The organism is Bradyrhizobium oropedii (genome assembly GCF_020889685.1).
Lineage (GTDB): Bacteria > Pseudomonadota > Alphaproteobacteria > Rhizobiales > Xanthobacteraceae > Bradyrhizobium > Bradyrhizobium oropedii.
Genome location: NZ_JACMYO010000027.1, coordinates 44,249 through 58,625 on the forward strand (window position 1 = coordinate 44,249; position 14,377 = coordinate 58,625).

At 66.2% G+C, this 14,377-nt stretch carries 15 protein-coding genes; 8 read left to right on the forward strand and 7 right to left on the reverse strand.

The features are described 5' to 3' along the window. Positions 1 to 286 precede the first annotated feature (286 nt). Complete coding sequence (locus H8A95_RS10485) at positions 287 to 1,036, forward strand: class I SAM-dependent methyltransferase (protein WP_229183100.1); 750 nt, start codon at positions 287 to 289, stop codon at positions 1,034 to 1,036. A 6-nt stretch (positions 1,037 to 1,042) separates the two neighbouring features. Here H8A95_RS10485 and H8A95_RS10490 read toward each other — a convergent pair whose 3' ends face one another. Then, the gene (locus H8A95_RS10490; protein WP_229183101.1) at positions 1,043 to 1,531 is read right to left on the reverse strand and encodes an SRPBCC family protein; all 489 of its coding nucleotides are present in this window, start codon (positions 1,529 to 1,531) and stop codon (positions 1,043 to 1,045) included. Between the two features lie 7 nt (positions 1,532 to 1,538). Next, the gene (locus tag H8A95_RS10495) at positions 1,539 to 2,495 is read right to left on the reverse strand and encodes a LysR family transcriptional regulator (RefSeq protein ID WP_229183102.1); all 957 of its coding nucleotides are present in this window, start codon (positions 2,493 to 2,495) and stop codon (positions 1,539 to 1,541) included. 98 nt (positions 2,496 to 2,593) lie between these two features. Here H8A95_RS10495 and H8A95_RS10500 point away from each other — a divergent pair, with 98 nt between their 5' ends. The 3 genes from H8A95_RS10500 (at position 2,594) to H8A95_RS10510 (ending at position 6,061) form a co-directional block, all read left to right on the forward strand. Beyond that, positions 2,594 to 3,775 carry an MFS transporter gene (locus H8A95_RS10500; protein ID WP_229183103.1) on the forward strand — a complete coding sequence of 394 codons (1,182 nt, stop codon included), beginning with the start codon at positions 2,594 to 2,596 and terminating at the stop codon, positions 3,773 to 3,775. A gap of 23 nt (positions 3,776 to 3,798) precedes the next feature. After that, a complete protein-coding gene (locus H8A95_RS10505; RefSeq protein ID WP_229183104.1) occupies positions 3,799 to 4,833 on the forward strand; it encodes an aldo/keto reductase in 1,035 nt (344 codons plus the stop codon). A gap of 76 nt (positions 4,834 to 4,909) precedes the next feature. Next, complete coding sequence (locus H8A95_RS10510) at positions 4,910 to 6,061, forward strand: PLP-dependent cysteine synthase family protein (RefSeq protein WP_229183114.1); 1,152 nt, start codon at positions 4,910 to 4,912, stop codon at positions 6,059 to 6,061. A 67-nt stretch (positions 6,062 to 6,128) separates the two neighbouring features. Here the strand turns inward: H8A95_RS10510 and H8A95_RS10515 are convergent, their stop codons facing one another. Both H8A95_RS10515 and H8A95_RS10520 read right to left on the reverse strand, forming a co-directional pair. Next, the gene (locus H8A95_RS10515) at positions 6,129 to 7,496 is read right to left on the reverse strand and encodes a sensor histidine kinase (protein ID WP_229183115.1); all 1,368 of its coding nucleotides are present in this window, start codon (positions 7,494 to 7,496) and stop codon (positions 6,129 to 6,131) included. 5 nt (positions 7,497 to 7,501) lie between these two features. Further along, positions 7,502 to 8,176: a response regulator transcription factor gene (locus tag H8A95_RS10520; RefSeq protein ID WP_229183105.1), complete on the reverse strand. Its 675-nt coding sequence runs from the start codon at positions 8,174 to 8,176 to the stop codon at positions 7,502 to 7,504. Positions 8,177 to 8,440: 264 nt separating this feature from the next. On the opposite strand from H8A95_RS10520, the gene H8A95_RS10525 reads away from it, so the two are divergent. The 4 genes from H8A95_RS10525 (at position 8,441) to H8A95_RS10540 (ending at position 11,821) form a co-directional block, all read left to right on the forward strand. Beyond that, complete coding sequence (locus H8A95_RS10525) at positions 8,441 to 9,019, forward strand: class I SAM-dependent methyltransferase (protein ID WP_229183106.1); 579 nt, start codon at positions 8,441 to 8,443, stop codon at positions 9,017 to 9,019. Positions 9,020 to 9,030: 11 nt separating this feature from the next. Continuing rightward, positions 9,031 to 9,690, forward strand: coding sequence for a DedA family protein (locus tag H8A95_RS10530; RefSeq protein ID WP_229183107.1), 660 nt, complete (start codon positions 9,031 to 9,033; stop codon positions 9,688 to 9,690). Positions 9,691 to 9,923: 233 nt separating this feature from the next. Next, positions 9,924 to 10,790 carry a UDP-2,3-diacylglucosamine diphosphatase gene (locus tag H8A95_RS10535; RefSeq protein WP_420839367.1) on the forward strand — a complete coding sequence of 289 codons (867 nt, stop codon included), beginning with the start codon at positions 9,924 to 9,926 and terminating at the stop codon, positions 10,788 to 10,790. After that, on the forward strand, positions 10,790 to 11,821 hold the full coding sequence (locus H8A95_RS10540; protein ID WP_229183108.1) for a glycosyltransferase family 4 protein: 1,032 nt from the start codon (positions 10,790 to 10,792) through the stop codon (positions 11,819 to 11,821). The genes H8A95_RS10535 and H8A95_RS10540 overlap by 1 nt, the downstream gene beginning before the upstream one ends. 23 nt (positions 11,822 to 11,844) lie before the next feature. On the opposite strand, the gene H8A95_RS10545 is transcribed toward H8A95_RS10540, so the two are convergent. The 3 genes from H8A95_RS10545 to H8A95_RS10555 form a co-directional block, all read right to left on the reverse strand. Then, positions 11,845 to 12,975, reverse strand: a complete 1,131-nt coding sequence (locus tag H8A95_RS10545; RefSeq protein ID WP_229183109.1) for a threonine synthase — start codon at positions 12,973 to 12,975, stop codon at positions 11,845 to 11,847. A gap of 12 nt (positions 12,976 to 12,987) precedes the next feature. Then, positions 12,988 to 13,641 (reverse strand): HAD-IA family hydrolase, encoded by a 654-nt coding sequence (locus H8A95_RS10550; protein WP_229183110.1) that lies wholly within the window; start codon positions 13,639 to 13,641, stop codon positions 12,988 to 12,990. A 17-nt stretch (positions 13,642 to 13,658) separates the two neighbouring features. Next, positions 13,659 to 14,377 (reverse strand): alanine racemase (locus H8A95_RS10555; RefSeq protein ID WP_229183111.1); only part of this gene is annotated, 719 nt, incomplete at its 5' end.

Below are 14,377 nucleotides of genomic sequence, written 5' to 3' on the forward strand. Positions count from 1 at the left end.
CCGCGTCCGCTTTCAAGAACTGTGGTTCAATCAACAGTAACTTGCAACCGGGAACTGCGACGTTGATACAACACAAGCGTGTAAAGTTGCGATATTGGTTCCTGCCGAAGCAAGGTCATTCAAGGTGCGCGCACCTTGTTCAACAAGGAGCAACGCGGCACTGACGCAAAGGTGACGGGTCTTCATCGCATTTTGAATCGACGCGCACTTCCAGTTCTGTGCAGGCGCTGCTCTATAGCGTTCGACAGGTCTCATCGGCGGAAGCCGGCTGGCAGGAGAAGCGACCATGACACTGAATCCGACGGCCCGGAATTATAGCGTCGCTGTGGCCGCCTACGAGGCGGGCCGACCCAACTACCCCGCGGAGATCGTCGCCGCGCTGCCGCTGCAAGCCGCGCGCTGCGTTGTTGATCTCGGGGCGGGAACAGGCAAGTTCACCCGCCTGCTGCTTCAGCATCTCCCCACCACCGCGCGGCTGGTCGCGGTCGAGCCGGTTGCGGAGATGTCGGCCAAGCTGGCCAAGGAAGCGAGGGTGGAGGTCATCAACACGCGCGCCGATGCGATCGATCTCGAAACCGGCAGCGTCGATCTCGTCACTTGCGCCCAGGCGTTCCACTGGTTCGATAATGAGGCGTCGGTCGCCGAGATCGTGCGCCTCCTGCGGCCCGGCGGGACGCTGGCGCTGGTCTGGAACAACCGGGATGATCGTGCGCCATGGGTCGACGCATTGTCGGTCATGATCGAAGGCTACGCCGGAGATACGCCCCGGCAACGCTCGGGGCACTGGCGCTGGATCCTGAAGGACCCCCGCTTCGCGATCGAGAAGGAAATCGTGCAGGACCATCCGCACCGGATGCCGCGCCAGGGCGTCTATGAACGTGTTGTGTCGACGAGCTATGTTGCCAATCTTCCCGATGCCGAAAAGGCGGTGCTTCGCGACAAGACCGACGCCATCCTGCGTGAGGCCGGTCTCGGCGATGCCGACGACGTGGTGTTTCCCTATGTCACGCAGCTGTTCTTGCTGAAGCGGACCTAGACCAAGCTATTGCGCGATGTGTCCTTGCTCGACGACCTGCTTGAGCCGCGGCAGCGTCATGCGCCAGTAGAACGCGACATGCTTTGCGCCGGAGTCCGAGCCGATCTCCCATCCGTTGCCGCGGCGGATCGGTGACGGCGGCACCTGCTGGGTGACCGTCAGCACCGTCTCGCCGCCGTCGGCCGCGAGCGTCAGCGTGATCGTCGCATAGGATTGCGGAACGTCCGGCAGGCCAGAGACCTGCGACCAATAGGAGTATGCAAGCCGCATTGGCGGCTCGACATGGAGGACGCGGCCCTTGTCGCGATAGCGCTTCGCGCCGATCTCCGCCTCGATCTCGATCGCTGCGCCGATCTGCCAGTCGGTCGTGAAATGCGCGTTGCGCCACGTCTCGCCCGCCTTGGGATCCAAGATCGCGTTCCACACTTGCGTCGGCTGTGCAGCGATGCGGATCGATTCGGTGACGGCCTGGAATGCCGAGGTTTCGTTCGTCATCGCATAATCACTTGTCGCCCACGATCTTCCATTTCCCATCCGCGCCACGCCGCAGCGCCGGATCGCCGATGCGGATGTGTTGTGCCAGGAAATCGATGAAGGCGCGCACCCGGGCCGGCAGCGGACCGGCATGCCCGACATAGACCGCGTGGATGTCCTCGCGGTCGCCGGGATTGAGGTTTTGCAGCACCGGCACCAGACGGCCGGCTTCGATGTCGGGACCGATGTGGAACAGCGCCAGCCGGGCGACGCCGATGCCGCCGAGCGTGAGCTGGCGCGCGGTCTCGCCGTCGCTGGCGCGGGCGACCGGCGGCGGCAACGCTTCCTCGATCTTTTCGGCGCGGCGAAACGGCCAGCCGCGGATGCTGCGCGGAAAGGTCCAGCCGATGCCGCGATGGGCGGCGAGGTCGGCCGGCGTCTTCGGCGTGCCGAAGCGCGCGAGGTAAGACGGTGCGGCGACCACCGCCATGCGGCTCGTGCCGAGCTTGCGCGCGATCAGCCGCGAGGCGCCGAGTGGGCCGGCGCGGATCGCGACGTCGGCACGCGCCTGCATCAAATCGACCAGCGTGTCGGTCAGCACGATGTCGAGCGTGATGTCGGGATGCTCGCGCATGAAGCGCGGCAGCAGCGGCATTACATGCAGCATGCCGAACGGGATGTTGCTGTTCACGGTGAGATGGCCGCGCGGCACGCATGAAGCGGCCTCGCGTTCGGCCTCGTCGATATCGGCGAGGATGCGCTGGGCGCGCTGGTAGAAGGCCTGGCCTTCCTCCGTCAGTTGCAGCTTGCGGGTGGTGCGGTTGACCAGCCGCGTGCCGAGCCGGGTCTCGAGCCGGGACACCAGCTTGCTGACGCCGGATGGTGTCTGGCGCAGGCTGTTGGCGGCAGCGGTGAAGCCGCCGAGATCGACGACGCGGACGAACACGTCCATCTCGCCGGAGCGGTTGGTATCTGTGCGGGACATCTTGAATTCAAGTCACAAATGATTGGATTGCGGCCATTCTAATCCTTCCTCGCCCGGACCGCTATCTCGCATTGCGGAATCCTCACCCGGAGCGACACATGCCTGCTGCAGTCCTTGCCTTGACCGCCGGTGCCTTTGGCATCGGCACCACCGAATTCCTCATCATGGGGCTGTTGCTGCAGGTCGCCGCCGACATGCATGTGTCGGTTTCCGCGGCGGGGCTTTTGATCTCCGGCTATGCGCTCGGCGTGTTCGTCGGTGCGCCGATCCTGACGCTCGGGACGCGGCGGATGCCGCGCAAGGCGGTGCTGCTGGCGCTGATGGCCATTTTCACACTCGGCAACGCCGCCTGCGCGCTGGCGCCGAACTACGAGCGGTTGATGGCGGCGCGCATCCTCACGTCGCTGGCGCACGGCACCTTCTTCGGCGTCGGTTCGGTGGTGGCGACCAGCCTCGTCCCTGAGGACAAGAAAGCATCGGCGATCGCCACGATGTTCATCGGCCTCACGGTCGCGACCCTGCTCGGCGTGCCCTTCGGCGCCTGGTTCGGCCTGATGCTCGGCTGGCGCGCGGCGTTCTGGGCGGTGGCTGCGATCGGCGTGGCCGCGTTCATCGTGCTGGCGGTGCTGGTCCCCGGTCATGTCGGCGCCAACGACAAGCCCGCGCCGCTGCGCGAGGAGCTCGCCGTGCTCGGCCGCCCGCAGGTCCTGCTCGGGCTTGCCATGACGGTGTTCGGCTTCGGCGGGCTGTTCGCGGTCTTCACCTATGTGCAGCCGATCCTGACCAGGCTGACCGGATTCTCCGACGCCGCGGTGTCGCCGATCCTCTTGGTGTTCGGTGCTGGCCTTGCGATCGGCAATGTCGCCGGCGGCCGGCTCGCCGACAAGGGACTCGCGCGGGCATTGCTGGTGTCGCTCGGCGGCCTTGCCGTCGTCCTTGTCGCTCTGGCCGCGGTGGTCTCGATCAAGGCGTTGGCGGTCGCGCTGCTGTTCGTGCTCGGCATCGCGTCGTTTGCAACCGTCGCCCCGCTGCAGCTTCGCGTGCTCGAAGCCGCCGGCGTGGAAGGGCGGACGCTGGCCTCCAGCCTGAACATCGCGGCGTTCAATCTCGGCAACGCGCTCGGCGCCTGGGCCGGTGGCGTCACCATCGATCGCGGCCTTGGCCTCGGCGCGCTGCCGCTGGTGGCCGCAATCATCACCGCGGTCGGGCTGTTGCTCGCGCTGTGGAGCCTGCGCCTCGACCGGCCGGTCGCGCTCGCCTCGCAATGCCCGGCCGAGTGAACGACATCAAAAGGAGTTTCGTCATGGAATATCGCAATCTCGGTGCGTCCGGCCTGAAGGTCCCGGTGCTCAGCTTCGGTACTGGTACGTTCGGCGGCCAGGGACCGTTGTTCTCGGCCTGGGGACGCAGCGACGCCGTCGAAGCGCGGCGGTTGATCGACATCTGCCTCGAGGCCGGCGTCAATCTGTTCGACACGGCCGATGTCTATTCGAATGGTGCGTCCGAAGAGATCCTCGGTGCTGCGATCAAGGGCCGCCGCGACAAGGTCTTGATCTCGACCAAGACCGGTCTGCCGATGGGCGACGGCCCGCTCGACGCCGGCACGTCGCGATACCGCCTCGTCGCCGCGGTCGACGCCGCACTGCGCAGGCTCAACACCGACTATATCGATCTGCTGCAGCTTCATGCCTTCGATGCCTTCACGCCGGTCGACGAAGTGCTCTCGACGCTCGATACGCTGGTGCGCGCCGGCAAGCTGCGCTACGTCGGCGCCTCGAATTTCTCCGGTTGGCACTTGATGAAATCGCTTGCCACCGCCGAGCAGCAGGGCTGGCCGCGCTACGTGGCGCACCAGGTCTATTATTCGTTGGTCGGCCGCGACTATGAATCCGAGCTGATGCCGCTCGCGCTCGATCAGGGCGTCGGCGCGCTGGTCTGGAGCCCGCTCGGCTGGGGCCGGCTCACCGGCAAGATCAGACGTGGCCAGCCGCTGCCGAAGCACAGCCGCTTGCATGAGACCGCGCAGTTCGGGCCGGCGGTCGACGACGAGAAGCTTTTCGCGATCGTCGATGCGCTGGACACGGTGGCCATAGAGACCGGCCGCAGCGTGCCGCAGATCGCGATCGCCTGGCTGCTGACGCGCCCCAGCGTCTCATCCGTGATCATCGGCGCGCGCGATGAGGCGCAGCTTCGCGACAATCTCGGCGCTGTCGGCTGGTCGCTCTCGCCGGACCAGATCGCGCATCTCGACAAAGCAAGCGCGGTGATGCCGCCCTATCCCTATTATCCCTACCGAATCCAGGAAGGCTTTGCGCGGCTGAATCCGTCGCCGGTCTGAGGTCGGCGCAGCAGCGACGTGCTCGCCTCGCGGTTCACCACGAATTGTGGTTACATGAGCCATGTCAAATGATCACATGGCTTTCCGCCAGCCAGTTCCTGCCGTGCCAAGCTATCGGCGCGGCTGGGTCGATGAGGCCGTGTCCGCGATCGAGGCAGATCAATGCCGGACCGCGGATACTCACTTGATGCGGCTGGTCGTGCCGGCGCTATCCGGCATCGACATTTACCTGAAGGACGAATCGACTCATCCGACCGGCAGCCTCAAGCATCGCCTTGCAAGGTCCTTGTTCCTTTACGCGCTGTGTAATGGCCATATCCGCGAAAGCACTGCCGTGGTGGAAGCATCGTCCGGGTCGACGGCGGTCTCGGAGGCTTATTTTGCGCAGATGATCGGCGTGCCGTTCTGCGCGGTGATGCCGCGAACGACATCGGCCGAGAAAATCGCCGCGATCGAGCATTACGGCGGTAACTGCCATCTGATCGACGATGGTCGTGCGCTCTACACCGAGGCGGCCGCGCTCGCCGCGCGTCTCGGCGGTCACTACATGGATCAGTTCACGTTCGCGGAGCGCGCGACGGACTGGCGCGGCAACAACAATATCGCCGAGTCGATCTTCACCCAGCTCAAGGGCGAGCAGCGTCCGTTGCCCGAATGGATCGTGATGAGCGCGGGCACCGGCGGCACATCCGCAACCATCGGGCGCTATCTGCGCTATCGCCAGTTTCCAACCAGGCTCTGTGTCGCCGACGTCGAGCACTCCGCTTTCTTTGATTGCTTCCGCGCCCAGGACCGCTCCCTGGTCTGCGAACGTCCCTCGCTGATCGAAGGCGTTGGCCGGCCGCGCTGCGAGCCGTCGTTCGTGCCGGGCGTGGTCGACCGCATGATGAAGATTCCAGATTCCGCATCGATCGCCGCGATGAACGTGCTGTCGCGCCTGCTGCGCCGATCGGTCGGCGGCTCAACCGGCACCAACTTCCTGGCGCTTTGCCGTCTTGCGTCGGAGATGCGCCGTGCGGGTGAGAGCGGTGCGCTGGTGACGTTGATCTGCGATTCCGGCGAGCGGTACCGCCAGACCTATTATGAACCCGCGTGGCTGGAGTCCCGCGGGCTCGATCCGGCTCCTTATGAAGCGGAGCTGAATGCATTCCTCGGTGGTGCGCATCCACTCGGCTTCACGGTCGAGGATGTCCAAAATCCGCGCGACCACTCGAATGATGCCGCATGAACATAGGTCAACTCGCCAGCCTGATCGCTGCGTCAAAGCCGGTCAACGCGCGGCGATATCCGGTCGATCAGCAGGACGGATCAATTTTCGGGAATACCATGCGCATGCAGGCGCCGCCGGACGGCGCCTGATCGACCTCGATCCGGCCGCCGTGCAGGCGCATGATGGTCTGCACCAGGTCGAGACCGAGGCCGGCGCCGCGCCCGCCCGGATGCAGCCGGCGGAACGGCTCCAGGATCTGCTCGCGCTCGTCGGGCGGAACGCCGTCGCCGTCGTCGCAGACCTCGATCCGGCCTGTCTTCGTCACCCGAACCAGGATGGTGCCGCGCCGCTGCCCGTGATCGATGGCGTTCTGCACCAGATTGGTGAGCGCGCGTTCGAGCGCGGTCTGGTCGCCCGTCACCACGATCGTCTCGTCCTGCTGCTCAAAGGACATTTCATATCCCGCCGCGAAAGCCAGCGGCGCGAGATCGAGCACCACCTGCCGCGCGACGCCGACCAGATTGACGGGGCCGAACGTGTCGGCGCGTTGATCGAGCCGTTGCAGGTCCAATAGCTGACCGGCCATGACGCTGAGGCGAGTGGCGTCCTCGAGCAGATGGGTCTTCTCCGGTCCCGCCTGCAATGACGCGACCCGTGTCGAGAGAATCGCGATCGGCGTGCGGAGCTCGTGCGCGGCGTCGGCGAGAAAGCGGCGATGGCGCTCGTAGCCCCTGTCGAGCCGGTCGAGCGCGGCATTGATGGCCTTGACCAGCGGGGTGATCTCGATCGGGACCTTGTCGAGCGGCAATTGCACGCCGCGCTGATCGATGTCGATGCGCTCGGCTTGCTTGGCGACCTGGGCGAGGCCTGTCATGGCCCGGCGCACCACGAATGGGGTCGCGACCAGCGTCGCCAGCGTCATCAGCACGATGATCGGCAGGATCATGTTGAGGAACAGCAGGGGTGTGCTCTCGAGCGCGCGCCACATCGAAAGCTGGCCGTATGTGCCGGTCAGGATCTGGATACGTCCTGCCGACGTATCGACCCATTTGACGAGACCCGCGGGGCGCGCGGCTTCCGCGGCGTTCCATTTGAGCCGCGCCTCGCTGACATGATCGAGGGCTGAGGCGATCGGCAAAAATTGCGTGGGCACCGCGCCCTCGGACAGCTGGTGCCCTTCGGCGTCGCGGATGACGAACCAGAGGTCGGCGTGCTCGGCGCGCAATGCGGCCAGTTCCGGCGATTGGCGCAACGTCAGGCCGCCTGCTTCATCGCGTATGATGGCGTCGCGCAGCGTGTCGAGCGTGCTGCCTTCGTACTCGCCGATCAGCAGCCCCGCCCGCAGCAGCCCGATCGCGGCGGCCCCGATCAGCAGAATCAGCAGGGTCAACGTGACCGCCTGCAGGCCCGCAAGTCGTCCGACCAGGCGCCAGGTGAGAGATCGCGGTCGCAGCACGCTCACGGTGTCTCCCGCAGCACATAGCCGAGGCCCCGAACGCCGTTGATCGTGACGCCGGCGTCGGCCTCGGCGAGCCGGCGGCGCAGACGCGACACATGGGTATCCAGCGCATTGGGCTGCACGTCGTCGTCGAGGCCGTAGACCGCCTCCATCAGCGCGGAGCGCTGCACCATGCGTCCCATCCGATGCAGCAGCGTCTCGAGCACCAGCCGTTCGCGGCGCGGCATCTCCAGGGGACGTCCGTCGACGCTGGCCTCGCGATGGGCGAAGTCGAACGACAGGCGGCCGATCCGCGCGGCGTGTTGCTGGACATTCGCCGGCCGACGCAGCAGCGCCCGCAACCGCGCCAGCAGTTCCTCGAACGCAAACGGCTTGCCGAGATAATCGTCCGCGCCGCTGTCGAGGCCCGAGATCCGGTCCGCGAGCTCGCCGCGGGCCGTCAGCACCAGCACCGGCACGGCGTTGCCGCTCGCGCGCAATTTCGGAATCAGCGTCAGCCCGTCGCCGTCGGGCAATTGCCGGTCGAGCACGATCGCGTCGTAGTTTCCCGCCGCGGCAATCGCCTCGGCTTCCAGAAGGTCCGGCGCATGATCGACCAGCATGTCGTGCCGTGCGAGCGCCGCACGTAGCGCCGCGACCATGTCCGGCTGGTCCTCCACCAACAGCACCCGCATTCGTTGTCTCGATCCCCGCATCGGTTCGTCATTCGATCTGCCGGGTTTATGTCGCATTCATTGCGGCAACCTTGCGGCCTGTCAGCTCAAATGCGTCGCCGGCCAAAATTTCGTCCGCGCGCAGATTCGCGACAGGCTGACGCAAGCTTCGCATGAGACAGACACGTGCTGGGGGCACCTGCAATGCGAAAGACACGTGAATGACCTTGCCAACTAACTTCCGCCGCGACGCCGGCAACGCGCTCATCATGCGGGAGCCCCAGCATGCCAGCCGCTGACATCCTGCCGTTCTTCCGCGCCTGGGTGCGCAATCCGCTGCGTGTTGCCGCAGTCGCGCCGTCCGGGCCGGCCGTCGCGTCCCTCATGACGCAGGAGATCACGGCAGACACCGGTCCCGTGATCGAGCTCGGTCCCGGCACGGGCGTCTTTACCGATGCCTTGCTTCGCCGCGGCGTGAGGCAGCGGGATCTGACGCTGGTGGAGTGCGGCTCCGAGTTCATCCCGCTGCTGCAGGGGCGCTTCCCGGGTGCGCGGGTGCTCTGGATGGACGCTGCGTGGCTGAAGAGAGAGAGGCTGTTCGAAGGGGCGCCGGTCGGTGCGGTCGTGAGCGGCCTCGGGCTTCTCATCATGCCACCCGAGAAGGTCACGACGATCCTCGATGGCGCGTTCGGCTATCTCCGCGCCGACGGGGCGTTCTACCAGATCACCTATGGTCCGCGCTGTCCTGTCGCAGACGTGATCCTCGATCGCCTCGATCTGCAGGCGACCTGCATCGGGCAGACATTTCGCAACCTGCCTCCGGCGTCCGTCTATCGGATCAGCCGCCGCCACCCCCACGCTTGATCGAGGTCGCCATGGACACGTCGAGCACGATCGCAATGTTTCTGCATTTCGGCCTGGTGGGAGTTGGCTGCCTCGCCGTCGCCGAGAAGTTCATTCCGCTGTTGCCGTCCTACGTGCTGCTGATGCTGCTCGGGCTGACGGTCTCCGACGGCACCACGCTCGCGATGACCATCCTGGCGACCAGCGCGGGATCGGTCGTCGGCGCGATCGGCTGGTACGGGCTCGGCCGCGCGCTCGGCTCGCGGCGTATTGAAGGGCTGGTGACGCGCTTTGGCAAGTTCGTCTTGCTGCGGCCTTCGCTCTATCGACAGCTCACCGATGCCTATCGCGGCAATCATTTCTGGGTGACGCTGATCGGTCAGACCCTGCCCACCGTGCGGATCTATCTGGCCCTGCCCGCCGGCGTGCTGCGGCTGGAGCCCCGCGCCTTCGTGATGGCGACGGCAATCGGCACCCTGATCTGGAACATGCCGTTCCTCAGTCTGGGCTATGCGCTGCGCGGCAGCGGCCACGATCCCGTCAGCCTCGGCTTCTGGGTGGTGGTGGTGCTGATCGCGGTGGAGATCGCGCTCTTCCTCGGATTTCGGTTCTACAAGCGCTCGCTCGCGCCGCCGCGTCTCGCGGAGCCGCGCGCTCTTCCCTCACGCTTTCCGGTAGAGGAGGGCGCATGAAAATCCATCTGTCACGTCTGTGGCCCGGTTCGGACGCCCTCGAACGGGCGGCCGCGACATTGCTGGTCCTTGCCGCAAGCTATCAGTTCGGTGTCGCCGCTTCGACCGGACGATATCGCGCGGCCGAGTTCGCGCTGCTGGTCCTTGCCGGAGGCATCTATTGGCATCGCTCGATCTTCCGGCGATGTGCCAGCCGCGATGTCACGAAGGTCCTCGCAGGATTGGCCGAGGCCATGGCGATCGCGTTTCGGCGGGACGCCCAAACTCCGGTGTGTGGTGATCGCGCGAGCGTGGCGCGGCTCTCGGCGCGGCTACCCGTCAAGGTCAGAAGCCTCTTCATCTCCGATATCCATCTCGGAACCAGGGGATGTCAGGCGGAGCGGTTGATCGACTTCCTTCGTCACTATGATGCCGAAACCCTATTCCTGGTCGGCGACATCGTCGACGGCTGGCGCCTGCGGTCGAGCTGGTATTGGCCCACGGCGCACAACGCGGTCGTGCGGGAGCTGATCGCTTTCGCGCAAAGCGGCCGCCGCCTGGTCTACATTCCCGGCAATCACGACGAATGCCTGCGTGACTACGCCGGTGCTGCGTTCGGCGCCGTCGAAATCGTCGACCGGGCGATCCATCGCGGCCTCGATGGCCGCGACTATCTCGTCGTTCACGGGGACCATTTCGATGTCGTGGTACGGCACGCGCGCTGGCTCGCTCTGCTCGGCGATTTCGGCTACCGGGCCGCACTGGCCTCCAATGTCTGGCTCAACTGGATCCGGCGCCGGTTCGGGTTCGGTTATTGGTCGTTCTCGTCCTGGGCCAAGTTGCGGGTCAAGAATGCGGTCAACCACATCGGCCGGTTCGAGGAGGTCCTGTCATCCGAGGCGAGGCGTTGCAACGTTCAGGGCCTGATCTGCGGTCACATCCACCACGCGGCGATGCACGACGATTTCGGTGTCCGCTACATCAATACCGGGGATTGGGTGGAGTCCTGCACCGGCGTGATCGAGCGCTACGACGGGCAGTTCGAAATCGTCCGATGGACCGATGCGCAGGTGGAGTTGGACGCGGCGGGCTTCGCGCCGCTCGCGGAGGCCGTCGCCTGATGCGTGTGCTGGTGGCAACCGACGCCTGGCGTCCGCAGATCAACGGCGTGGTCCGCTCGCTCGAATACCTCGCCAGCGAGGCGCCGTCGCTCGGCGCCGAGATCACGTTCCTGACGCCGGCCGATTTCCGCACCATACCGTTGCCCGGCTATCCGGAGATCCGGCTGGCGCTGCCGTCGGTCGGGCGGATCGAGCGCGCGATCGCGGCGGCGCGCCCGCACTCGGTCCACATCGCGACCGAAGGCCCGATCGGCTGGATCAGCCGACATGTCTGCCAGACGCGGGGCTATCCGTTCACGACCAGCTATCACACGCGCTTTCCCGAATATCTCGCCGCGCGGCTGCCGGTCCCGCTGCGGTGGAGTTATGCGGCGCTGCGCCGCTTCCACAATGGCGGCGACGGCATCATGGTCGGCTCGCCGTCGCTCGAGCGGGCGCTGAAAGCCCACGGCTTCCGCAAATTGATGCCATGGTCGCGCGGCGTCGATGCCGAGCTGTTTTGCCCCCGCGTGGAGCGGCCGCTGGCTTTCCCCGCGCCGGTGTTTCTCTATGTCGGCCGCGTCGCGGTCGAGAAGAACCTCGATGCCTTTCTCGGTCTCGACCTGCCGGGCTCGAAAGTCGTGGTCGGGGATGGGCCGTTGCGCAGCAGCCTGCAAGCCCGATTTCCGCAAACGCACTTCCTCGGCACGCGAACCGGCCGGGCGCTGGCCGATGTCTATGCGTCGGCCGACGTCATGGTGTTTCCAAGCCTGACCGATACGTTCGGGATGGTGATCCTCGAAGCGCTGGCCAGCGGCCTGCCGGTTGCGGCCTATCCGGTGATGGGACCGCTCGACGTCATCGGCAAGTCCGGCTGTGGTTGTCTCGATCACGATTTGCGCCGCGCAGCGCTCGGCGCGCTGCATGTGCCGCGCGAGAAATGCCGCGCCCACGCGTTGACCTTTACCTGGCAGGAAAGCGTGCGGCAGTTTCTCGACAATATCGGACGGGCGCACGCCATGCCGGCACGCACAGCCGTCGCGGGAGGATGACGCCGCGCTCGATTGCAGATCGACTAGCTGCCCAGCAGCTCCGTGATCAGCCCCGCCGCCTTGATCCCGGTGCCGCTGATGATGACGACAGTGCGTTCCGCCGGCCGGATCGCGCCGCGCTGCTTCAGGACGTCGAGTGCGGCGGCGGCCGAGGCCGAGGTCGGCTCGACGAACAGGCCGGTGCGCGCGAGCCGCTTCAAGGCGGCGACGATGCCGTCTTCGGGAACAGCGACCGTGCCGCCGTCGCTCTCCTTCAGCGCCGCGATCATCTGCTTCAGCCGCAGCGGATGCTTGATCGCGGTGCCCTCGGCGATGGTCTTGTGGACCGCGCGATCGACCGGCGTGTCGACGCCGGCGGCAAAGCTGGCATCGACCGGCGAGCAGTTGAGCGGCTGCGCCCCGAACAGGCGCGGCAGCTTCTTGATCTGTCCGGCCGCCAGCAACTCCTTGAAGCCGATATAGCAGCCGAGCAGGCTGCTGCCGGCGCCGACCGGCATGATGACATTGTCCGGCGCGGTGAAGCCAAAATCCTCCCAGATCTCGTAGGCCAGCGACTTGGTGCCTTGCAGGAAGAACGGTTGCCAGTTGTGGCTGGAGTAGAAGATCTGCTTCGACTGGCGGATCGCTTCCGCCTCGGATTCCTCGCGCGGGCCTTCGACCAGCTGCACCTCGGCGCCGAAGGCGTGCATCTGCGCCACCTTCATCGGCGACGTGGTGGCCGGCGCAAGGATCCTGACCCGCATGCCACCCGCTGCGCCATAGGCCGAGACGGACGCGCCGCCATTGCCGGAAGAGTCCTCCAGCACCGCATCGACGCCGAGCTGGCGCAGGAACGACAGCATCACCGTGGTGCCGCGATCCTTGAAGCTTGCGGTCGGATTGAACCATTCGAGCTTGAAATGCGGCCGCAGCTCGTCCCATTCCTTCTCGACCGCAGGCGTGCAGCCTTCGCCCATCGTGATCGGCTGCTTGATCTCGACCGGCAGCGCGGCCCGATAGCGCCACAGCGACCGCGTGCCGCGATCGATCTCGTCGCGGGAGATGCCGGGCAGCGGTGTGACGAGCAGCGGCTTGCCTTCATCCGAGCACCAGCGCGGGACATCCAGCGGGTAGAGCTTGCCGTTGAGCGGGTCGATGTAGCTGGATGATGGCATCTTAATCATTCCTCAGGAGGCCGGTCCGGAGCCGTCGCGACCGAGCACGAAAGCCGGCAAGGTCGCAAGGTTGTCGCGAACCACGATCGGGGCGGGCGCCCCTTCCGGCAGGTTCATTGCGGCCCGATTATGCCACCAAGTCGGCAGGTGCACACGTGCCGTGCCGAACAAATCATAGGCCGATCCCGCGACGAACAGGCATCGAGTGGCCGGGACCGGCAGTTCGTCGAGCGCGAGTTGATAGGGTTGCGGCTGCGGCTTGTAATAGCCGGCGCGCTCGGCCGTCACGAACACCGTGAAGGGAACGCCGATGCGGTCGGCCGCGATGCGGCCGAGCCGCTCCGAACAGTTCGTCACGACGCCGAGCGCGACGCCGGCCGCGTGCAGCGTTTCCAGAACTTCGCGAACCTCGGGCCAGGGATCTAGCTCCGCATAGCGTTCGCCAAGCTCCGCAGCCCGTTCGAACGGTAGTCCGACATTGCGCGCGGCCTCGCCGACCAGATCCTCATAGGGCCGATAGCGTCCAGTGGCGTAGGTGTTCTTGAGATACTCGGCCCGCCAGCGAAGCCCGGCTTCATCGGAGCCCGCGACCTTGTTCCAAAGCGTCCAGCTATCAAGCAGCGCGGTCAGCAGATCGAACAGAACGGCGTCATAGGCTCGGGTCATGGGCTGTGCTCCGTCTCCTACCATCCGCGAAACCGCTCCCACTGCCTGACGGTGCCAGAGCCGGCTGCGACGACATGGTAGCGGTCGTGTTGGGCTCCGGTCGCGCAGGCATGGTTGGGCAGGATCCGCACCTTCGTGCCGACCGGCAGCGTCACCTGCGGCCCGGTGCTGCCGGGACGGGTGGCGATGATGCCATGCTCCTGATTGGTCTCGGTCACGATCAAATCGGGATAGGGCCGGCCGTCGATGTCGCACACGATGCCATAGCCCTGGTCGACCGGTTGCTTTGCGGTGCCGCGATCGCGCGACAGCGCCATCCAGCCTGCGTCGATGAAGGTCCAGCCGCGATCGGCGCGATGGCCGATCACCGTCGCGAGCACCGACAGCGCAATGTCCTCGACCGCGCAGACCCTGATCCCAGCCATCACCAGGTCAAACATCACAAAGACGCCGGCGCGCACCTCGGTGACGCCGTCGAGCCGGCGCGCGAAATGCGCTGTGGGCGTCGAGCCGACGCTGACCACGGGGCAGGGCAGGCCAGCCGCGCGCAACGCTTCGCCGCAGGCAACCGTGGCGGCGCGTTCCTGTTCGGCCGCCTGCTCGAGCGCCGCCACGCTGCGGCAGGAATAGGATTCGCCGGCATGCGCCATGACGCCGCGCAACTCGGCGCCGCCTTGATGCAGCGCGTGGCCGATCTCGACCAGCCGCGGGTCGCGCGCGCCGACGCCGGCGCGAT